This is a genomic window from Acetobacter malorum (genome assembly GCF_001580615.1).
GTDB lineage: Bacteria > Pseudomonadota > Alphaproteobacteria > Acetobacterales > Acetobacteraceae > Acetobacter > Acetobacter malorum.
The window spans coordinates 36,084-56,429 of the sequence record NZ_LHZC01000044.1; the positions used below are offsets into that span (position 1 = coordinate 36,084).

Annotated in this window: 18 protein-coding genes and 1 tRNA gene; 5 read left to right on the plus strand and 14 right to left on the minus strand. The window is 57.3% G+C overall.

What is annotated here, in order from left to right; translation table 11 throughout:
- The first annotated feature begins 6 nt into the window (after window positions 1-6).
- Together gap and AD930_RS05395 are read left to right on the plus strand one after the other, a co-directional pair.
- Window positions 7-1,026: a type I glyceraldehyde-3-phosphate dehydrogenase gene (gap, locus tag AD930_RS05390; protein ID WP_043550404.1), complete on the plus strand. Its 1,020-nt coding sequence runs from the start codon at window positions 7-9 to the stop codon at window positions 1,024-1,026.
- Window positions 1,026-2,249 carry a phosphoglycerate kinase gene (locus AD930_RS05395; RefSeq protein WP_061501362.1) on the plus strand — a complete coding sequence of 408 codons (1,224 nt, stop codon included), beginning with the start codon at window positions 1,026-1,028 and terminating at the stop codon, window positions 2,247-2,249. Before gap ends, AD930_RS05395 begins: the two co-directional genes overlap by 1 nt.
- Before the next feature lie 54 nt (window positions 2,250-2,303).
- Here AD930_RS05395 and AD930_RS05400 read toward each other — a convergent pair whose 3' ends face one another.
- The 9 genes from AD930_RS05400 to AD930_RS05440 all read right to left on the minus strand — a co-directional run bounded on the left by AD930_RS05400 (window position 2,304) and on the right by AD930_RS05440 (window position 11,099).
- Window positions 2,304-3,251 carry a DMT family transporter gene (locus AD930_RS05400; RefSeq protein ID WP_061505402.1) on the minus strand — a complete coding sequence of 316 codons (948 nt, stop codon included), beginning with the start codon at window positions 3,249-3,251 and terminating at the stop codon, window positions 2,304-2,306.
- A gap of 7 nt (window positions 3,252-3,258) precedes the next feature.
- Window positions 3,259-3,921 carry a fused DSP-PTPase phosphatase/NAD kinase-like protein gene (locus AD930_RS05405; protein ID WP_043550401.1) on the minus strand — a complete coding sequence of 221 codons (663 nt, stop codon included), beginning with the start codon at window positions 3,919-3,921 and terminating at the stop codon, window positions 3,259-3,261.
- An 81-nt stretch (window positions 3,922-4,002) separates the two neighbouring features.
- Window positions 4,003-4,515, minus strand: a complete 513-nt coding sequence (locus AD930_RS05410; RefSeq protein WP_306308819.1) for a GNAT family N-acetyltransferase — start codon at window positions 4,513-4,515, stop codon at window positions 4,003-4,005.
- A 51-nt stretch (window positions 4,516-4,566) separates the two neighbouring features.
- Window positions 4,567-5,988 carry a hypothetical protein gene (locus tag AD930_RS05415; protein WP_156476868.1) on the minus strand — a complete coding sequence of 474 codons (1,422 nt, stop codon included), beginning with the start codon at window positions 5,986-5,988 and terminating at the stop codon, window positions 4,567-4,569.
- A 330-nt stretch (window positions 5,989-6,318) separates the two neighbouring features.
- Window positions 6,319-7,101, minus strand: coding sequence for a succinate dehydrogenase iron-sulfur subunit (locus AD930_RS05420; RefSeq protein WP_043550400.1), 783 nt, complete (start codon window positions 7,099-7,101; stop codon window positions 6,319-6,321).
- Window positions 7,102-7,137: 36 nt separating this feature from the next.
- The gene (gene sdhA, locus AD930_RS05425) at window positions 7,138-8,949 is read right to left on the minus strand and encodes a succinate dehydrogenase flavoprotein subunit (RefSeq protein ID WP_043550399.1); all 1,812 of its coding nucleotides are present in this window, start codon (window positions 8,947-8,949) and stop codon (window positions 7,138-7,140) included.
- Window positions 8,950-9,047: 98 nt separating this feature from the next.
- Complete coding sequence (gene sdhD, locus AD930_RS05430; RefSeq protein ID WP_043550398.1) at window positions 9,048-9,461, minus strand: succinate dehydrogenase, hydrophobic membrane anchor protein; 414 nt, start codon at window positions 9,459-9,461, stop codon at window positions 9,048-9,050.
- Between the two features lies 1 nt (window position 9,462).
- Window positions 9,463-9,936 carry a succinate dehydrogenase, cytochrome b556 subunit gene (gene sdhC, locus AD930_RS05435; protein ID WP_061501373.1) on the minus strand — a complete coding sequence of 158 codons (474 nt, stop codon included), beginning with the start codon at window positions 9,934-9,936 and terminating at the stop codon, window positions 9,463-9,465.
- A 140-nt stretch (window positions 9,937-10,076) separates the two neighbouring features.
- A complete protein-coding gene (locus AD930_RS05440) occupies window positions 10,077-11,099 on the minus strand; it encodes an aspartate-semialdehyde dehydrogenase (protein WP_043550396.1) in 1,023 nt (340 codons plus the stop codon).
- Between the two features lie 114 nt (window positions 11,100-11,213).
- On the opposite strand from AD930_RS05440, the gene zwf reads away from it, so the two are divergent.
- The 3 genes from zwf (at window position 11,214) to AD930_RS05455 (ending at window position 15,435) form a co-directional block, all read left to right on the plus strand.
- The gene (gene zwf, locus AD930_RS05445) at window positions 11,214-12,767 is read left to right on the plus strand and encodes a glucose-6-phosphate dehydrogenase (RefSeq protein WP_061505405.1); all 1,554 of its coding nucleotides are present in this window, start codon (window positions 11,214-11,216) and stop codon (window positions 12,765-12,767) included.
- Between the two features lie 215 nt (window positions 12,768-12,982).
- Window positions 12,983-14,011, plus strand: a complete 1,029-nt coding sequence (adhP, locus tag AD930_RS05450; RefSeq protein ID WP_061505406.1) for an alcohol dehydrogenase AdhP — start codon at window positions 12,983-12,985, stop codon at window positions 14,009-14,011.
- A 32-nt stretch (window positions 14,012-14,043) separates the two neighbouring features.
- A complete protein-coding gene (locus tag AD930_RS05455) occupies window positions 14,044-15,435 on the plus strand; it encodes an NAD-dependent succinate-semialdehyde dehydrogenase (RefSeq protein WP_061505407.1) in 1,392 nt (463 codons plus the stop codon).
- 101 nt (window positions 15,436-15,536) lie between these two features.
- On the opposite strand, the gene AD930_RS05460 is transcribed toward AD930_RS05455, so the two are convergent.
- From AD930_RS05460 to AD930_RS05480, 5 genes are all read right to left on the minus strand, one after another.
- A complete protein-coding gene (locus tag AD930_RS05460; RefSeq protein WP_061505408.1) occupies window positions 15,537-16,367 on the minus strand; it encodes a creatininase family protein in 831 nt (276 codons plus the stop codon).
- A gap of 9 nt (window positions 16,368-16,376) precedes the next feature.
- A complete protein-coding gene (locus AD930_RS05465; RefSeq protein ID WP_061505453.1) occupies window positions 16,377-18,341 on the minus strand; it encodes a CocE/NonD family hydrolase in 1,965 nt (654 codons plus the stop codon).
- Between the two features lie 258 nt (window positions 18,342-18,599).
- Window positions 18,600-19,787, minus strand: a complete 1,188-nt coding sequence (locus AD930_RS05470) for a phosphoserine transaminase (RefSeq protein ID WP_061505409.1) — start codon at window positions 19,785-19,787, stop codon at window positions 18,600-18,602.
- 35 nt (window positions 19,788-19,822) lie between these two features.
- A tRNA-Leu gene (locus AD930_RS05475) sits at window positions 19,823-19,907 on the minus strand.
- Window positions 19,908-19,958: 51 nt separating this feature from the next.
- On the minus strand, window positions 19,959-20,306 hold the full coding sequence (locus AD930_RS05480) for a hypothetical protein (RefSeq protein WP_043550389.1): 348 nt from the start codon (window positions 20,304-20,306) through the stop codon (window positions 19,959-19,961).
- Between the last annotated feature and the right edge of the window lie 40 nt (window positions 20,307-20,346).

Here is a 20,346-nt window from a genome sequence, read left to right on the forward strand (position 1 = left end):
AAAACCATGGCAGTCAAAATTGCAATCAACGGATTCGGGCGTATTGGCCGGCTTGTGCTGCGCGGTATTATTGAAAGCGGACGCACGGACGTTGTGCCGGTGGCCATTAACGATCTGGGTAGCGTTGCGGATAACGCCCACCTGCTGAGCTATGACAGTGTGCATGGCCGCCTGCCGGCTGATGTGAAAGTTGATGGCAACAAGCTGATCATCACCGCGCATGGCCGCACATGGGACCCGATTACCGTTTCTGCCGAACGTGACCCCTCCAAGGTACCGTTCCAAGGCGTGGATGTGGCCATGGAATGCACAGGCCTGTTCACCTCCAAGGAAAAAGCTGGCCAGCTTCTGGCCGCCGGTGCCCGCAAGGTGATTATTTCCGCTCCGGGCACGGATGCTGATGCCACCATCGTTTACGGTGTGAACCAGGATGTGCTGACGCCGGACATGACGGTGATCTCCAACGCCTCCTGCACCACCAACTGTCTGGCTCCGGTCGCCAAGGTGCTGGAAGATACGTTTGGTATTGAACGTGGCTACATGGTCACCATCCATTCCTACACGGGTGACCAGCGGACAGTGGACACCCTGCATAAAGACCTGCGCCGCGCCCGCGCTGCTGGCCTGAACATGATCCCGACCTCCACGGGTGCTGCCCGCGCCGTTGGTCTGGTTCTGCCGCACCTTAAAGGCAAGCTGGATGGCACGGCCATTCGTGTGCCGACGGCCAACGTCTCCCTCGTCTCGCTCGACTTCGTGCCGAAAAAGGTGCCGGGCTCCGTGGAAGAGGTGAACGCTGCCATCAAGGCCGCGTCCGAAGGCGCACTGAAAGGCGTTCTGGCGTATTCCGATGCCCCGCTGGTCAGCTCCGACTTCAACCATGTTCTGGCATCCTCCACCTTTGACGCCACGCAGACCTCTCTGGTCGATGGCGGCAAGCTGGTGCGCATCTGCGCCTGGTATGACAATGAGTGGGGCTTCTCCAACCGCATGTCCGACACTGCGGCGCTGTTCGGCTCACTCTGATGGCCATTCTTCCCTTCAATACGCTGGATAAGCTTGACCCGAAGGGCAAGCGTATCCTGCTGAGAGCCGATCTGAACGTCCCCATGCAGGACGGAAAGATTTCGGACATGACGCGCATTGAGCGCATTGTGCCCACCATCCGGGAACTGGCGGACAAAGGCGGGCGCGTGATTGTGCTCAGCCATTTTGACCGCCCCAAGGGCAAGGTTGTGCCCGGCCTGTCTCTGGAGCCCATGGCCAAGGCTCTGGCCACGGCACTGGGTAAGCCGGTCAGCTTCATGCATGACTGTATCGGCCCGCAGGCAGAAACCGCAGCCCGCTCCCTGCAGGACGGGGAAGTGCTGCTGCTGGAAAACACCCGCTTCTACCCGGGTGAGGAAGCCAACGCACCGGATCTGGCCGCCGAACTGGCCAGACTGGGCGATGTGTATGTGAACGACGCGTTCTCCGCAGCGCACCGGGCTCATGCCTCTACCGCTGGTGTGGCCGAACATCTGCCGTCCTACGCCGGGCGCCTGATGGAAGCGGAACTTTCCGCGCTGGATGCCGCTCTTGAAAACCCTGAGCATCCGGTTGGCGCGATTGTGGGCGGGGCGAAAGTCTCCACCAAACTCGCCTTGCTGGAAAACATGCTGGAGCGCGTAGATGTTCTGGTTGTGGGGGGGGCCATGGCCAACACCTTCCTTGCGGCCAAAGGGCTGAGCGTCGGCAAGTCGCTCAAGGAAGAGGATATGCTGGACACCGCCCGGCAGATCATCGCCAAGGCGCAGGAAAAGAACTGCGATCTGGTTCTGCCGGTGGATGTTGTTCTCTCTGAGGACTTCATGGCCGGTGCGCCCACGCTGGTCGCCCCCGTGACGGAAATTCCCGACGGCTGGATGGCGCTGGATGTGGGGCCGGAAACGGTTGCGCTGCTGAAGGCGAAACTGGCTGGCCTGAAAACACTGGTGTGGAACGGCCCTCTGGGTGTGTTCGAACTCCCGCCGTTTGATGAAGGCACCAATGCCGTCGCACAGGAAGCTGCTCGCCTGACCAAGGCTGGCAGCCTGAAAACCATTGCCGGAGGGGGGGACACTGTTTCCGCCCTGCGTCACGCCGGTGTGCTGCATGACATGACATATGTCTCCACCGCAGGCGGCGCTTTTCTGGAATGGCTGGAAGGCAAGGTTCTGCCGGGCCTGACAGCACTCAGCTCTACGCTGGAACGGACCATTCCCATCTGAAAAATACTCTGATTTCAGAGAGTTTTTCAGAGAAGACAGAACGCGCCGGAGGTCTCAGACCTCCGGCGTTTTTTGTGGGACTACCGGAGGTCTTACACGCCCCAGCGTATTCATCAGCCCGACACCGGCCAGAATAATGGCTCCCCCCACCAGCATACGCAGGCTAGGCACTTCGGCGGTGATCAAAAACGCCAGCAGCAAAGTCGCGGGGGAAAGCAGGTAGATAAAGCCGGAAGAGCGCGCAACGCCAATCCTGCCCACAACATGCGCCCATGCCGCATAGCCCAGAATGGCCGGAAACACCGCAAGCTGCACCACCAGAATCCAGCCGGTAACAGGAGCAGTCTGCAAGCTCTGCACCGCCTGCGGCAGCCAGGGGATGAGCAACACAGCGCCAATAATCAGCACGTAGGCGGTTGTCGCCAAAGCCCCATACACCGCCACAAGTTTTTTCTGCACAGCGTTATAGACTGCGGCAGAAAAGGCGGCCCCCAGCACATCTGCCGCGCCGGAGCCAAACGTCAGCCCACCCGGTTGCCCCTGCGCCACCAGCACAACACCACAGAAGCTGACCAGTGAGCCAACCCAGCCCCAGACGGACAGCCGCTCTCCCATCACGCTAACAGCAAGAAGGGCCGCGATCAGCGGAGAAAAACTGATCAACAGGCTGGCCGCCCCGGCGGAAACCGTCTGCTCCCCCAGATTGAACAGGATATTATAAAGGGAAATGCCAATCGCCCCGCACACCACAAAGCGCGGCAGGTCCTGCACACGCGGCAACCGGGGGCGCGTCCAGCCAACCCAGACCAACGCAATAACCGCCGCTAACGCATAGCGCACGGCTGCCAGCGGGATAGGGGGGAGAACCTGCAACGCCAGACGCACCACAGGATAGGCGCTGGCCCACGATAAAATGGCCAGAGCCGCTGCAAAAACAGGCACAGGCGGATGGGATGCAGGCAACGAATGAACCGGAGCGGCCGGAGCAGGCTGTGCATCCATGGGGCTGTTACTCTCTGCGTAAAACCTGATCTGTCATGAAAGAGGCAATTTTTCCGGCCACAAAGTCCCGCTTCAGCGCCGCTTCATCATACTCATCGCGCACCCAGTCCAGAAACGGAATGCGCCCTTCGGCCTCAGCCTGATATCGCAGGAAAAACGCATCCAGAATGCCAGTGCGGGACTGGCGAAAATGCCCATACCGCCAGGACAGTTCCTTGAGCGCCCGCTCTGCCGTGCCGCCTTCAAACAGGATCACCAGCCCGGATGCCAGACCAGCCCGGTCCGCCCCGGATTTGCAATGCATCAGCATCGGGAAGGCAATCTGCTGATACAAACCGGCAAAACGCAAAATACGGTCCCGATGCGGTGCGCCCCGGCTTTCAAACGCCATATCCACATGCGCCAGCCCAAGCCGGGCGGCAGCGTTGCGGGAGAGCGCATCGGACCCGCATTTCCGGTGCCCACGCAAATTGACCAGCGTGCGCAGGTTAAAACGCCGCATGGCCCATTTCAGCCGCGCCGGGGTTGGATGGTTGCAGCGGTAAACCTTGCCCGGTACTACGGCGTGAAAATTGGTCCAGACCAGCCGGAAAATGGCGTGGTCCACAAACAAACTGTCTGTCCATGCCCGCGTACGACCGGCAACGGAGGAAAGATGGCCGTCAAACACGAACTGCTCCCGTTCTCATAGAAAGGACTGGTGTCTCACCCTGCTTCCTCAGCGTCAATCTTTTCAACAGATGCCGCAGCGTCAGGGTCGGGGTCGGGTATCCAGCTTCAGGCAGAAAAATGTCAGATCCAGCCAGCGCCCAAATTTGCAGCCAACCTCTTTCATCACGCCTGTGGCTTCAAACCCAAGCTGCTGATGCAGCGCAACAGATCCAGCATTGTCCGCATCAATCCCGGCCACCATCACATGCTTTCCGTGCGTGCGGGCCTGCTCGATCAGCGCTTTCATCAAGGTCAGCCCCACGCCCTGCCGCTGAGCGTCAGGATGCACATAAACGGAATGTTCCACCGTATGCCGGTAGCCATCCCACGCCCGCCAGGGCCCAAAGGTGGCGTACCCCGCCACCGCTCCGTCCGGCGAGACAGCCACCAGCACCGGATACCCGGCCTGCTGGCGCTCGCGCAGCCACGCCCGACGGTTGGCCTCATCAACGACCGTCTCGTTCCAGATCGCCGTCGTATGCAACACGGCATGGTTATAAATGCTGGTAATCCGGGGGATATCTTCCGGGCAGGCGTCACGAAGCATCATCATCCGTCTTTTATGCGGGATGCTTCGTGCGCAAGGCAAACCGAAACGGTTATTTTACAGGCCAGACTGAGTTACTGATTCAGTCGGCTGCCGAAGCTTGTAGAGCGATAAAGAGAATTTATTCGGTTTGTTTTTATGACTATGCCGGACATTCACCGCATACGTCAGGGTGTAATGGTCCTGCAGCCACTGGCAAACAGGGACTTCCACCTCATGTCTTTCGCAGCCCATATAAGGAGCCACCACATATGAGGGATGCTGCTGGAGGTCCTGCATATAACGCTTCCAGGCGTTCTGCCGGAAGAAAATGTCGATGTGATCACTGAACAGATACACATCAAACGGCTTTAAATCAGACAAATAGAAAACAGCGTGAAAGGTTCTGATATCCAGAACTTTGGCATGCCCAACCTGCCGGGCAATTTGCGCATAATCCACGCGCGACGTGTAGAGGGCGACACTGACATTCCTCTTCACCTCTGTCCCCATGAAAAACACAGAAGAGACCCAAAGAGGCATAAGAGCAAGACGAGGAGGCAATGCACCTTCCCGGAACAAAATTACCAGCATGAGTGTGGCGGGCGCAAAACAGAGAATGAAATAGTGCTGGTATGGATGGCCGGATAGCAAAGTTGCCGGAAACGATGAGGCAAACCACACAGGCAAAATCATGCTGCGGCGTGAGGCTTCATCCGCCAGATTGACCGGAAAACGCCTGATCCATCCAAGCAGAATGGGCAGCATCAACCCGAGATAAACCATCATCCAGAAGACGCACTGCAAGCGGTCTGATAGCGCGCCACTATACTGGTGCAGAAAACTTCTCTGCATGGAAAAATAAGTCTGCAACGCGCCATGTCCGACAATCAGATAGGGCGAAAACAGAACGACCAGACCGACGATAACTCCCAGAAAAACCATCACACACCGGGAAAGACGGAACCAGCCGGGAGAAAGCAGGAGCAGAGCCTCAGGCCCCAGAAGGCACACGCCTGCCAGATAATTCACATTGACGGCCAGAGCAGAAAGACAGCCTGCCAGAAAAAACAGGCTCCCTTTGGCTGTCTCTATTCCTTTGAGCATCAACGCCAGAATCAGCGCTTCGCTTACCGCCAGAACAAGCTCCGTATTGCCGGACAGGACATCAAAAATCGCGCCGCATACAATCAGAATGACAAAAGCAAGACCGCGATTAAAAGCCCCGAACACCCGCCCGATGGTGACAAAAGCCCCACTTAACAGCACCGCCAGAAGCGTAAATTTCCCCGGGACAAAAGGCGCAAGCCTGTCCCAAAGTCCATAGAACAGATAAACGCCGAAGGGTTTGTGATCAAACGCATAGTTGTAAGGCAGAATATGGTCTCGGAGCAGACCACGGCCAATCAGCACGTAATAAGCAGGATCGCCATCCGAAAAGGGGATGACGCAATAACTCAACACATACACCACAACAAGGCTGATCAGGAGGTATTTCAATCCTGCTGCAAGCCTTGGAGAAACTGTTTTGGGCATAATCTCTGAGAAAAACAGACTGCTCCTGCTATCTCTCTCTTGCACACTGACTTCCTTATGTTTTGAGACTATTGTTTAAATATAATCTCAACGATCAATTTTTATGCATTTTTAAATGCGAATGTCTGAAGTAACCTATTTTCAGAACCAGTCATAACAGTTCTTTTTTAAAGGCATTTTTAACTTTAAAACGAAAAAACCCGGTGCGCCTGCATGACGCACCGGGTTTCTCTCGTCTTTACACACCCTTTACGGGCCAGAAAACCAAGGACTACTCAGACTAAAGAGTGGTTCTCAGGCTTTCCGTTCAATCTGCAGCTCTTTAATCCGGCCAATCGCCTTGGCAGGGTTCAGGCCTTTGGGGCAGGTCTGCGTGCAGTTCATAATGGTACGGCAGGCATAGAGCTTGAAGGTATCTTCCAGCCCATCCAGCCGGTCACCCGTATGCTCATCACGGCTGTCCGCAATCCAGCGATACGCTGCCAGCAGCACAGCTGGCCCCAGATACTTATCACCGTTCCACCAGTAAGACGGGCAGGAGGTTGTGCAGCAGAAGCACAGAATGCACTCCCACATGCCATCCAGCTTGGCGCGTTCTTCAATGCTCTGCTTACGCTCGGCATCCGGCGGCGGCGCACTGTCTGACTGCAACCACGGGTTAATCGCCCGCAGCTGCGCATAGGCACCATCCAGGTTCGAGACCAGATCCTTGACAATCGGCATGTGCGGCAGCGGATAGATGCGCACATCGCCCTTGATGTCTTTAATCGGCTTAAGACACGCCAGCGTGTTTTCACCGTCAATGTTCATCGCGCAGGAGCCGCAAATCCCTTCACGGCAAGACCTGCGGAATGTCAGCGTCGGGTCCACATCATTCTTGATATGGATAATGGCGTCTAGCACCATCGGCCCGATAGCATCCAGATCCACTTCATAGGAATCCACTACCGGATTTCTGTCATCATCCGGCGTCCAGCGATAAACCCTGAACGTCCTGACGTTTTTAGCCCCGGCTGGCGCGGGATAGGTTTTGCCTTTCCCGATCTCGCTGTTGCGCGGCAGTCTGAGTTCGACCATGTTCGCCTCCCTTTTTCGCCCGTTCTTCCCGTCGGCTCAGTAAACGCGCTCTTTGGGTGGGAAGACCTGAACGTCATCCGTCAGGGTCTTCAAATGCACCGGACGATAGGTCAGCTTGATGCCGCCCTTTTCATCCAGCCAGGAAACGGAGTGCTTCATCCACTCCTTGTCATCGCGTTTGGGGAAATCATCCCGGGCATGCGCGCCGCGGCTTTCATGCCGGGCAAGCCCGCTTTCCAGCGTAGCCGTTGCATTGGCCAGAAGGTTTTCAAATTCCAGCGCTTCCATCAGGTCACTGTTCCAGATCAGTGACGAGTCAGAGACGGAAATATCCCCGAGGTCGTCCCAGATCTGGTGAATTTTATCAACACCTTCCTGCAGGCTTTCCTGTGTGCGGAAAACGGCTGCATGCGTCTGCATGTCGCGCTGCAAACGGTCCCGCATGGCGGAGACTTTCGTGCCGCCCTTGGCGTAACGCAGCTTGTCCAGACGATCGAGCGCTGCATCCCCGGCACCCGGCGGCAGCGGTCTGATGAAGTCGCTCGGTTTAACAATTTCCGCAGCCCGTTTGGACGCAGCGCGACCAAACACAATCAAATCCAGCAGGGAGTTCGTGCCCAGACGGTTCGCACCATGCACGGACACACACGCAGCCTCACCCACAGCCATCAGGCCGGGGACAACGGCATCCGGGTTCTCCGGCGTCGGGCGAATGACTTCACCATGAATATTGGTCGGAATCCCGCCCATATTATAATGCACCGTCGGCAGAACCGGCACCGGCTCCTTGGTGACATCCACGCCGGCAAAAATACGCGCTGTTTCCAGAATACCCGGCAAACGCTGGTGCAGAAGGTCAGACCCCAGATGCTCAAGATGCATCATGATATGGTCTTTCTTCGGACCGCAGCCACGGCCTTCCTTGATCTCGATCGTCATGGCGCGGGAGACCACGTCACGCGAGGCAAGATCCTTCGCCGTCGGCGCATAACGCTCCATAAAGCGCTCGCCTTCAGAATTGGTCAGATACCCGCCTTCACCACGGCAGCCTTCCGTCAGCAGGCAGCCAGCCGGATAAATACCTGTCGGGTGGAACTGCACAAATTCCATATCCTGCGTCGGCAGACCGGCGCGCATGGCCATGGCATTGCCATCACCCGTGCAGGTATGGGCCGAGGTGCAGGACTGATAGGCACGGCCATAACCACCAGTTGCCAGCACGACCATCTTCGCATTGAAGCGATGGATCGTGCCGTCATCCTGACACCAGGCCATAACGCCACGACATTCGCCTTTATCGTCCATAATCAGGTCAATGGCGAAGTATTCGACAAAGAATTCGACGTTATGCTTCAGGCACTGCTGATACAGCGTGTGCAGAATGGCATGGCCTGTCCGGTCAGCCGCAGCGCAGGCACGGGGCACAGGGGCCTTGCCGTATTCGCTCATATGGCCGCCAAAGGGGCGCTGATAGATCTTGCCATCTTCCGTGCGGGAGAACGGCACACCGAAATGTTCCAGTTCCTGCACGGCGGGCACGGCCTCGCGGCACATGAATTCAATGGCGTCCTGATCACCCAGCCAGTCTGACCCTTTTACGGTGTCATACATATGCCAGCGCCAGTTATCCTCGGCCATGTTCCCCAAAGAGGCCCCGATACCGCCCTGAGCGGCCACCGTGTGGCTTCGTGTGGGGAAAACCTTGGTCACGCAGGCAGTTTTGAGGCCTGCAGCCCCCATGCCCAGCGTGGCGCGCAGGCCGGAACCGCCTGCTCCAACAACCACGACATCATAAGCGTGGTCGACAATCCGGTAAGCTCCCCGGGACGGAGAGGTATTGGCATTCATCGTGACGGCGCTCCCATGTGCGTTCGGCCTGTCATGTCTTCAGATTTCGTGCCGCCGCGACATGTGGCGCAAACAGGCGGCACAGCGTTCAGGTCTGGTCAGGACCGCCGGCTACCGGCAGCCACAAGCTTGATTACGGCAAACACGCCCAGAAGCCCCAGCAGGGAGGTGACGAGCTTGACCAGAATACGGGTCGGCAGATGCGCCTTGCCGTGAACGTAGTCATCCACAATCACCTGCAGGCCGAGCTGCGCGTGGTAGAAAGTCGTGATGATCAGCGCGGTCAGCATGGTGGCGTTCACCGGCTTGCCGCCCCACTTCACAACCTCTGCATGGTCTGTGCCGCCAAGGCGGAACATCTGGACAATAAACCATGTTGAAAGCGGCAGAAGAGACGCCGCCGTCACGCGCTCGGCCCACCAGTGCGCCGTGCCGGAGCCACCGGCCCCAAGTCCACGGGCACGGCTCAGCTGTGAGCGCATGACCTCAATATGAGGAGCGGAATCAGTCATATCAGGATGCCTTTCCTGCTTTGGCCAGAGCGCGCGCCCGTTTGGCGGCAACGCCCAGAAGGCCCGCGGCCAGCACAGTGCTGACACCAGCGGTCACACCCACGGCAACCGGGCCATCCTTGTTCAGCTCTTCCTTGTCATAGCGCTTGCCGCTATCCCAGATCAGATGCCGGATGCCGCCCACCGTGTGATACACAACGGACGCCAGCCACCCCACCAGCAGCAATTGCCCTGCGGGGTTGCCTGTCACCTTGCGCGCTGTAGCAAACGCTTTCGGTCCCTTGGCTGCAGCAGCCAGCCAGAACACGCCCAGAGCAGCGCCGCCGGTTGCGGCAACGCCCGTCAGGCGGTTCGAAATTGAAAGAACCATGGACAGGCGATAGCGGTAAATTTGCAGATGCGGCGACATAGGCCGCTGAATGAGTCTGCCGTCACTTCGGGTCCCTACGTAGAGGGCCTTGCGGATATCCTGCATTGTCAGCCTCGTATCCTGTCCGTCTATCCCTTACACCGGCTCAGACCGGCGTTTCTGCATCGAAATTTGTCCTACGCCCCAACCCGCAGACCGGTCAATTCAGCCAGCCAACACGAGCCCGCGAGGCGGGGCAACCTCACTCAGCCGTGTCTGGGCAGGAGGTCCAGGGCAATCATCGTCTCGGCAATCTGCACTGCGTTCAAAGCCGCACCTTTCCGCAGATTATCGGACACGCACCAGAAGGCGAGGCCGTTGGGAACCGTCGGATCGACACGAAGGCGTGAGACGTAGGTTGCATCTTCACCCACGCACTCAATCGGAGTCACATAGCCGCCATCTTCGCGCTCATCGCGCAGAATCACGCCTTCTGCTTCACGCAGAACTTCACGCGCACGGGCCAGATCCACAGGCTCTGCAAATTCCGCCACAACGGCTTCAGAATGGCCAATAAACACCGGCACGCGGACGCAGGTGGCAATCACGGACACGTCGGGGTCGAGAATTTTTCTCGTCTCCACGGCCATTTTCCATTCTTCCTTGGTCGCGCCATCATCCATGAAGCGATCAATCTGCGGAATGCAGTTAAAGGCAATCTGCTTCTGGAACTGTTCGATCTTCGGCGGGTCAGTCACAAAGCTGCCGCGCGTCTGGGAAAACAGCTCGTCCATCCCGTCTTTGCCCGCACCGGACACCGCCTGATAGGTGGAGACCACAACGCGCTTGAGCGTAAACAGGTCATGCAGCGGCTTGAGAGCCACAACCATCTGAATGGTCGAGCAGTTCGGGTTGGCAATAATGTTGCGCTTCATGCGCTTGAGCGCATCCGGGTTTACTTCCGGCACCACCAGCGGCACGTCCGGGTCCATGCGGAAGTGGGAGGTGTTATCAATCACCACACAGCCCGCTTTGGCGGCAATGGGAGCATATTTGGCCGAGACCTCACCACCCGGGGAGAACAGACCAATATCCCAGCCTTTGAAATCAAAGGTTTCAAGATTCCGGACCTTGAGCGTACGGTCCCCAAACGAGATTTCACGCCCGGCAGATCGTGGTGACGCCAGCGCAACAATATCGTCAACGGGGAACTCCCGCTCGGCCAGTGTCTTTAAAATTTCACGCCCTACTGCTCCGGTGGCGCCTACAACTGCAACCCGATACCCCATAACTCTTCCCTTACTCATTCCTGCCAAAGCCTGACCGGGCAGGAAACCTAGACCAAACCGGGTAAAAATGGAATTGCGGAGCATGCCCTTCCGTCGTGCAAGGATAAATGAAAAATGACTTCAGCCCCCGCATCTCCCGGCATTCCCACCCCGGTTGTAGCCCCTGCGGCCACTCATCCGGCCCCGGCCGGGACACTGGTGATCCTCGGTGCGGCGGGAGACCTGACCCATCGGCTGCTGGTACCCGCACTGTATGACCTGACGTGCAATGGCTTCCTGCCGGATGATTTCCGGATTATCGGCGCTAGTCTTGAAAAAGAGACGACGGAAAGCTGGGTCGACTCCCTGCGCGCCAAGATGGAAAGCTTCACGCAGGACAGACATGCTGAATTTTATACCGCCAGCATCAATGAGGACGCGTGGTCCTGGCTTGCCAGCCGGATGACCTATCGCGCGCTGGACTTCACATCTGTTGATGCGCTGGGCGGTCTGGCCCCGGATATCGGTAAGGGCAACGCCGTCTTCTACCTCGCCACACCGCCGCGCTTTTTTGGCACGGCAGCGGAAAGTCTGGCCCGCGCCGGACTGATGGAGGAAGCCCCGAACCGCTTCCGGCGGCTGGTGGTGGAAAAACCGTTCGGCACAGATCTGCAGTCCGCACAGGCGTTGAATGCGCATCTGCTGTCTTTCCTGAAGGAAACGCAGATTTACCGGGTGGACCATTTTCTGGGGAAGGAGACCGTGCAGAACCTGCTGGCACTCCGCTTCAGCAATCTGCTGTTCGACCCGCTCTGGCGGCGTGACTATATCGACCACATTCAGATTACCGCCGCAGAAACACTCTCCGTTGAAGGGCGCGGTGTGTTTTACGATGCCACAGGCGCGCTGCGGGACATGGTGCCCAACCATCTGTTCCAGTTGCTCGCACTGGTCGCTATGGAACCGCCTTCCTCCTTAAAAGCTGAAGCCATCCGTAATGCCAAGCAGCAGGTGTTTGACGCCATTCGTCCCATCACGCCGGAAAACGCCGTACGCGGACAATATACCGCAGGAACAGTAGCGGGACGCGACATTGACGCTTATCGCGCCAGCCCCGGCGTGAGCCCAACCAGCACGACGGAAACCTACGCGGCCCTGAAAATTGAAATTGATACCTGGCGCTGGGCCGGGGTGCCCTTCTATCTGCGCACCGGCAAAGCCCTGAGTTCCAACGTGACGGAAATTGTGGTGCAGTTCAAACAGACACCGCACCCGCTGTTCCGCACGGCAGAGGGTGCACCGCAAGCGCCTAATCGGTTTGTTTATAATATCCGGCCGGAAAAAGGGGCGGACCTGCACTTCAACGCCAAGCACCCCGGCCCGGAAACAGTGGTGGAAGAAGTGGTGTCCGAGTTCCGCTACCAAAACGCCTTCGGGGCGATCCCCAATGTGGGGTATGAAACCCTGCTGTATGACTGCCTGCAGGGCAACGCCACGCTTTTCCAGCGTGCCGATAATATCGAAGCTGGCTGGCGGGCCGTGGACCCGGTTCTGCAAGCCTGGAGCAAAGCCACCACCGCGCCGGAATTTTATGAAGCCGGCAGCACCGGCCCCTCTGGAGCAGATGCTCTTCTGGCGCGTGATGGCCGCTGCTGGGCACCCTTTGGCCAGCTTAAAAAAGACGCCTGATTTCAGGACGTTCTTTGAAAAACCCTGTGCACACATCCTGTCATGAAAACCCTGCCATGACAGGATTTTTTTGATGCAGGTCAATGCAGTTTTTCATCATACTCTGCCTAGTGAGAAGAGGAAATTCCTGATAACAGGGCCACGCCACGCAAACAAAAAAGACGGGGTTCTCTGGAATTTATTTCCAGCAACGAAAACAAAAAGGGACTGAGACAATGTCAGGAAAAATGAAAGCCGCAGTGGTGCGCGAATTCGGCAAACCTCTGAGCATTGAAGAACTGGATATTCCTGATATCCGCCCGAATGAAATTTTGGTCAAAATGATTGCCTGCGGTGTCTGCCATACAGACCTGCATGCTGCTGAAGGTGACTGGCCCAAAAAACCCAGCCTCCCGTTCATTCCCGGCCATGAAGGTGTTGGCACGGTTGTGAAAGCGGGCAGTGCTGTCACGCATGTGAAGGTAGGGGATGAAGTCGGCGTGCCCTGGCTGTATTCCGCCTGTGGCCATTGTGAACATTGCCTTGGCGGTTGGGAAACTTTGTGCGCCAAACAGGAAGATACCGGCTATTCCGTCAATGGATGCTTTGCAGAATATGTGGTGGCAGACCCCAATTACGTTGCCCTCCTCCCCAAAGGCATAGACCCGGTGCAGGTCGCCCCCGTGCTGTGCGCTGGCCTGACAGTCTATAAGGGTCTGAAAATGACCGATACCAAGGCAGGGAACTGGGTTGCCATTTCCGGCGTTGGCGGGCTGGGGCAGATGGCAGTGCAATATGGCGTCGCCATGGGCCTGAATGTTGTCGCAGTTGATATTGACGATGAAAAACTTGCCACCGCCCGGAAACTCGGCGCGGCTCTGACCGTTAATGCCAGAGAGACAGACCCGGCGGCTTTCATGCAAAAGGAAGTTGGTGGTGTTCATGGCGGCCTGATTACGGCTGTTTCCACCAAGGCTTTTTCGCAGGCCATGGGGTATGTCCGGGCTGGGGGAACACTTGTTCTGAATGGCCTGCCACCGGGCGATTTTCCTATCTCGATCTTCGATATGGTGATGAATGGCACCACCATCCGCGGATCCATTGTCGGGACACGCCTTGATATGATTGAGGCCCTGTCCTTCTGTGCGGATGGGAAAGTGAAATCGGTAACGCAGACAGACCGGCTGGAGAATATAAACTCTATTTTTGAACGCCTCGAGGAAGGTAAGGTGGAAGGCCGGATCGTAATCGACTTTCGGGCCTGATACTTCCGAGGCATTCGGAAAGGCTCACGAATATGGCTTACAAGACTGTCAATCCGTACACCAACGAGACGATCGCCACTTTTCCTGACCTGAAAGATGCCGAACTGGATTCTCTGCTGTCACAGGCAGAGAAGACCTACAAAAGCTGGCGCAATACGTCCTTTGCTGACCGCGCCAGCATCCTGCACAAAGCCGCCAGCCTGCTACGCGAGCAAAGTGATGAGTATGCAAAACTGCTCACGCTGGAAATGGGCAAACTCAAGCGTGAAGCATTAGGGGAAGTTGCCCTTTCTGCAGACATCCTTGACTATTATGCCGACAATGCTGAAAAATTTCTGGCCCCGCAGAAAATCCCTGGCGGCAGTGAGCGCGGTGATGACGCCATGCTCGTCAGCCAGCCGCTTGGCATCCTGCTGGCCATTGAGCCATGGAACTTCCCTTACTACCAACTGGCCCGCGTGGCCGGGCCGCATCTGATGGCAGGGAACGTGGTTGTGGTGAAACACGCCTCCATTGTTCCGCAATGCGCCGCAGCTTTTGAAAAACTCTTCCACGATGCCGGCGCTCCCGCAGGGCTCTACACAAACCTGTTCGCCACACGTCAGCAATTGGAAAAACTGATTGATGACCCACGCATTCAGGGCATTGCTCTGACGGGCAGCGAAGGGGCAGGGGCCTCCGTTGCAGCACAGGCCGGTAAAAACCTGAAAAAAACCACCATGGAACTGGGCGGCAGTGATGCCTTCATTGTTCTGGATGATGCTGACCTTGAAAAGTCCGTTAAATGGGCTGTCTGGGGCCGCATGAATAATGGTGGGCAGTGCTGTGTGGCCTCCAAGCGCATTATTGTGCAGGAGAGTCTCGCAGACCAGTTTTTCAAACGCTTCAGTGAAGAACTGGCTAAACTTGCACCGGGAGATCCGTCTGATGACGCAACCGGGGTGCCCCCCATGTCCTCTCAGTCTGCTGCGGACCAGTTGAACCAGCAGGTTGAAGACGCGGTGAAAAATGGGGCCAAAGCGCACCGGGTCGGCCCGACGCCGCCCAACAAGGGCGCTTTTGTTCAGACTACCATCCTCACCGACCTGACGCGTGATAATCCTGCTTTTCATCAGGAGTTTTTTGGACCGGTCGCACTCTTCTTTACCGTCAAGGACGAGCAGGAAGCCATTGAACTGGCCAATGACACGCCTTATGGGTTGGGTGGCTCCGTGTTTACAGAAGATACCAAACGCGGTGTTGAAGTTGCCAAGCAGATTTACACCGGCATGGTGTATATCAACCACCCGACATGGACCCGGCCGGACCTACCCTTTGGCGGCGTCAAACGCTCCGGCTATGGGCGTGAACTCGCCATGCTGGGGATTGAAGAGTTCGTTAATAAGAAGCTTATCAATGTCGTGCCGATTGATGCTCCGGCCTGATCCAGCGTTTCCCTAAACACACAAAAAGGCGACAGAGTTCTCTCTGTCGCTTTTTTATAAGTCCTCACAAAAACGGAATCTTTTTTATCCGACAAAGAATTTCAATCTTCTTTGGGTGAGATTTTCTGACCATCCTGCTTCACTACATGCTCAACCAGTTTCACGCCGGTTTCCTCCAGCTTTTCTGTCAGAAGCGCACCGGTTTCTGCTGAGCAGAGACGCGGGTCTCCGCGCCCGACCCCATTTGATGCCGTGCAATCCCCCTCAAGCGGCACGGAAATCAGAGCACCATCCAGATCCAGCATGCCAAAATCTGAAACACTCAGACCCCATGCTGTTTTATCTGCATGCGCTTGAGGAATACTATCTTCCCGAACCAGATCAGGCAGCAGATGCATTCCAATGCTCGTCAGCGGGTTTGCACCATGCCCGCCGGACTGTGTTGCCTGCTCTGCACCAACAAGCTGGGGCAAGAAACTGGCAGCAACACGCCACAGATAAAAGCTTGGAACCACAACGTTATCACGCAGCCAGATGCTGCGCGTAACATCGTGAATCATGGTGCAGTTTCCACCATGCCCGTTCAGGATAATAAGCCGGGTAAGACCATGCCGAAGCAGACTGTCCAGCATATCCCGCAAAACGGCCTGCAGAGTGCTTTGGGAAAGTGCAATCCCGCCCGGCATGTATCCAAAAAAATCAGCGCCACCAAAAGGCAGAACGGGCGCAACATACACCTCATGCCCTGCAGCGGAGGCCTTTCTGGCAATTTTCTCCGCCATGGCATCTGCCAGAAGGTAGTCCCCCATCGGCATATGCGGCCCCTGATCTTCAAAACTGCCTAATGGCAAAAGAATAACAGGGGAGCGCGCAACAGCCTCCCGCATTTCAGATGCGGTTAAATGCGCCATCTGGAATTTGGTCTGCACCATACCGGCCTCTTACTGTTTCACAACCGGGAGCAGAATGGAGGTCGCCTCCTTGCCGCCGTGATGAATGCTCTGGGTTGCCACGGTATAATCTGCCGGTTTTGCACCAAAAATGTTCGGCACGAACTTCTGCGGGTTCCGGTCGTACAGCGGGAACCAGGACGACTGGATCTGCACCATAATGCGATGCCCTTTTGCAAACACATGGTTCACAGCAGGCAAAGTGAAGTGATAATGCAGCGTTGCATCAGGCTGAAGTGCTTCCGGCTTGGCAAAATCCTTCCGGTAGCGGCCCCGGAAAATATCCATGGACACAGGCAGCTCATACCCACCCATTTTAGGATCATCCGGCGTCATGGCAGGCTGTACGTCAATCAGCTTCACCACCCAGTCTGAATCCGTGCCACTGGTCGCCGCAAACAGGTCTGCTACCGGCACACCGCTTATGCGCACAGGTTCGTCCAGCACCTCCGTTTCATAGGTCACCACATCCGGGCGGGATTCTGCTTCCCGCTGGTCCTGCACCAGCCAGGGCTTCCACCGGCTGCTCTGCGCAAAGGCAAAGGGGCGGGAGATAAACGGAACCGGATGCGCCGGGTCAGACACATAGCTGTCAGCACCATCTGCTGCCGGGCGTGTAAAGCTCAGCCCGTGCCCGTCTGCCAGATAAAGCGGGGTGAGGCCGCCGGTGCAGTTGCTTTCACACACAGACGGCCAGGAACGGTAATAATCCCATTTCTGGTCGCCTGTATTGTAGATGATGGCGTCAGGCAGATGCACAGACGCGCTACCGGGCTTCAGATATTCATCAAAGAAGGGCCGGAAGACATCACGCCGATACTGGTGGGCTGTATCCCCTTCAAATTCCAGCGGACCAAGAGTGGAGCCATTATAATTCACTCCACTATGCCGCCAGGGGCCCATCACCAGCGTATTGGGGGCTTTAACGTCCGCATCCTTCAGCGCCTGCCAGGCATGAATAGCGCCCCACATATCTTCCTGATCCCACAAGCCCTGTTCCCACAGCATCGGAACCGTAGGCTTGCGCTGAGCCAGAAGTTTATCCAGCGCCTGCCCCTGCCAGAACGCATCATACGCCGGGTGGGCGTGCATACGCTGCCAGAACGGATACTGGTCCAGACCGGCCTGTGTCGCAAAACTCCCGGCGGATCCGGCTTTCAGAAAATTTGTGTAATCGTCAGCATCTCTGCGCGGAATGCTGTTGCCTTCCCCCCGCACAGTCATCTGGCTGATAAAGTAATCAAACGCGCCCTGACGGAAGGCGCCGTAATGGAACCAGTCATCTCCCATCCAGCCATCCACCATCGGGCTTTCCGGTGCGGCCACCTTCAGGGCAGGGTGCGGGTCCATCAGCGCCATGACGACGGTAAAGCCCTCATAGGACGAGCCGGTCATGCCCACGCGGCCATTGGACTCCGGCACATTATGCACCAGCCAGTCCACCGTATCCCACGCGTCGGTGGTTTCATCCGTTTTGGTGGGGTTTAGCGGGCCGTGCGGGGGGCGCGTCATCACATAATCGCCCTGAGAGCCATATTTCCCGCGAATATCCTGAAACACGCGGATATAGCCGCCCTCCACAAACACATCATCCCCCTGCGGCAGAACCTCCCGCATGGTCAACGCATTAGGCACACGGTTGGCCCGCCCTTTGGCGTTATAGGGGGTACGTGTCAAAAGGATTGGAGCATTACGGGCATTTTTGGGAATAACAATAACCGTATAGAGCTTCACGCCGTCCCGCATGGGGACCATGACCTCGCGCTTGATGTAATCCCGCTGCTGGTCGGTTGGCATATGCACACTGGCCGGAATATCGTTCCCGGTCTGCACGCTCAGCGGGTCATGCGCCTGAGCAGCCGACGCTGTAGGGGTTGCAGCGTGCGCCGCGGGAAGAGTTGCTGCCAGCAACACCCCGGACAGAGCAACACCCGCCCATAGGCTCTTTTTTTGCAAAACGGATTTCTGTTTTGAAAGGGTAATCTGTCCCACCATGATCCTGCACTTCTGTCTGATTTTTGCTTTTTAAGCTGGTGCTCAGACGATGCGTTGGATCAGGCGGTTCGTCCACCCTGTTTTTCTTAGAAAACGGTTCTCAGGCGATACAATCCGGACGGAATGACCCCTGTGAAAAGAACCGGGGAAAGGCTGCCCTCCCCCGGCTTCTCAGGCTTCGGCCCACATCACCGAAGCCTTCTTGAAAACGTAATGCACTCAGGCCGGGCAGGTTACCGGTGCAACCTGTGCAAATGCCCAGTCCAGCCAGGGCAAAAGCGCGCTGACGTCGGAAGCCTCCACCGTCGCACCACCCCAGATCCGCAGACCCGGCGGGGCATCACGATAGCTGGCAATATCAAACGCCACGCCTTCCTTATCCAGCAGAGCAACCATCTGTTTGACAGTCTTCATCTGCTCGGAGCGCTCCAGTGCTAAAAACCACGGGGCCACAATGCGCAGGCAGATTGCGGTAGAGGAACGCTCTGCCTCGTTACGAGCCAGAAACTCCACCCAGTCCGTTTTGGCTTCCCATGCAGCGACTTCCGCCAGATTAGCCTGACTGCGGGCCTTCAACCCGGCCAGACCACCAACGGACTCAGCCCATTTCAGGCTATCCAGTGCATCTTCCACACACAGCATGGAGGGTGTGTTGATGGTGTCACCCCGGAAGATGCCTTCAATCAGCTTACCTTTGCCCATCAGACGGAAAATCTTGGGCAGCGGACGGGGCGCTTCAAAACTTTCCAGCCGCTCCACAGCGCGTGGGGAAAGAGCCAGCATCCCGTGCGCAGCCTCACCCCCCAGTGCTTTCTGCCAGGACCACGTGACGACATCCAAGCGGTCCCACGGCAGGTCCATTGCAAAGGCGGCGGACGTCGCATCACAAATCACCAGCCCCTCATGCTTTGCCGGAATGGCGTCAGCGGACGGCAGGCGGACACCAGACGTGGTGCCGTTCCAGGCCAGAACCACATCATGTGTCCAGTCTACCTCAGCAAGGTCAGGTAGCTGACCGTAATCGGCTTTCAGAACCCGTGCATTGTCCAGCTTGAGCTGAGAGACAATGTCCTGCGCCCACAGAGAGGAGAAACTTTCAAACGCCAGCACATCCACAGGTCGGGCCCCCAGCAGGGACCACAGAGCCATTTCCACAGCGCCAGTATCGGACGCCGGGACAATTCCTACACGCCAGCCTTCGGGAACGCCCAGAATAGCTGCGGAGCGGTCAATCACCTCCGCCAGTCTGGCCCGCCCTTCCGCAGAACGGTGGGAGCGACCCGTCAGCGCATTGCTCAGTGCAGAAACATCCCACCCCGGGCGCTTGGCGCAGGGGCCGGAGGAAAAACACGGATTGGCAGGACGGCAAGCCGGACGGGAGGAATTTTCGGAATGTGTGGAGGTCATCACCCTGTCCGGTTTCAAGGAAGTGAGACAAATTATGGTGCGAGAGAGGGGACTCGAACCCCTATGCCTTGCGGCGGTCGATTTTGAGCCGACTACGTCTACCGATTCCGTCACTCTCGCGGCAGGGCCCTCACTACCAGCAAAAAGGCTGGCAGAAAAGGCCACTCAGGATTACCGGCAGACGCGGGCAGACCCATCTGCGGCAATATAGGTGCCCGTCTGGGTATTAAAGCAGGCATTCTGCACACAACTGTTCCCGCTGGTGAGCGGCTGCGGATAGTTCTGCGTCGCCATAGCCTGACTTTCCCGCGCGGCTGAGCCGCACAGCGGCGTGTTGGCCGGGGCGGACGGATCGTTTGTCAGATGGCTTTCATCCACAGGGTTCCCCTGCTGGATAGCCATGTTCGGCGGAAAGGTTTGGAGCGGAACCTTCTGCTGTGCTGCGGGCTGGGCGGCACAGCCGGCAAGCAGACCCAGAGCAAGGCAGCACCCAAGCGGGCGAAGAAAACGCGTAGACATGCGGACAGTCCCCTAAAAGCAGGTTGGGCCTCACAGCCCC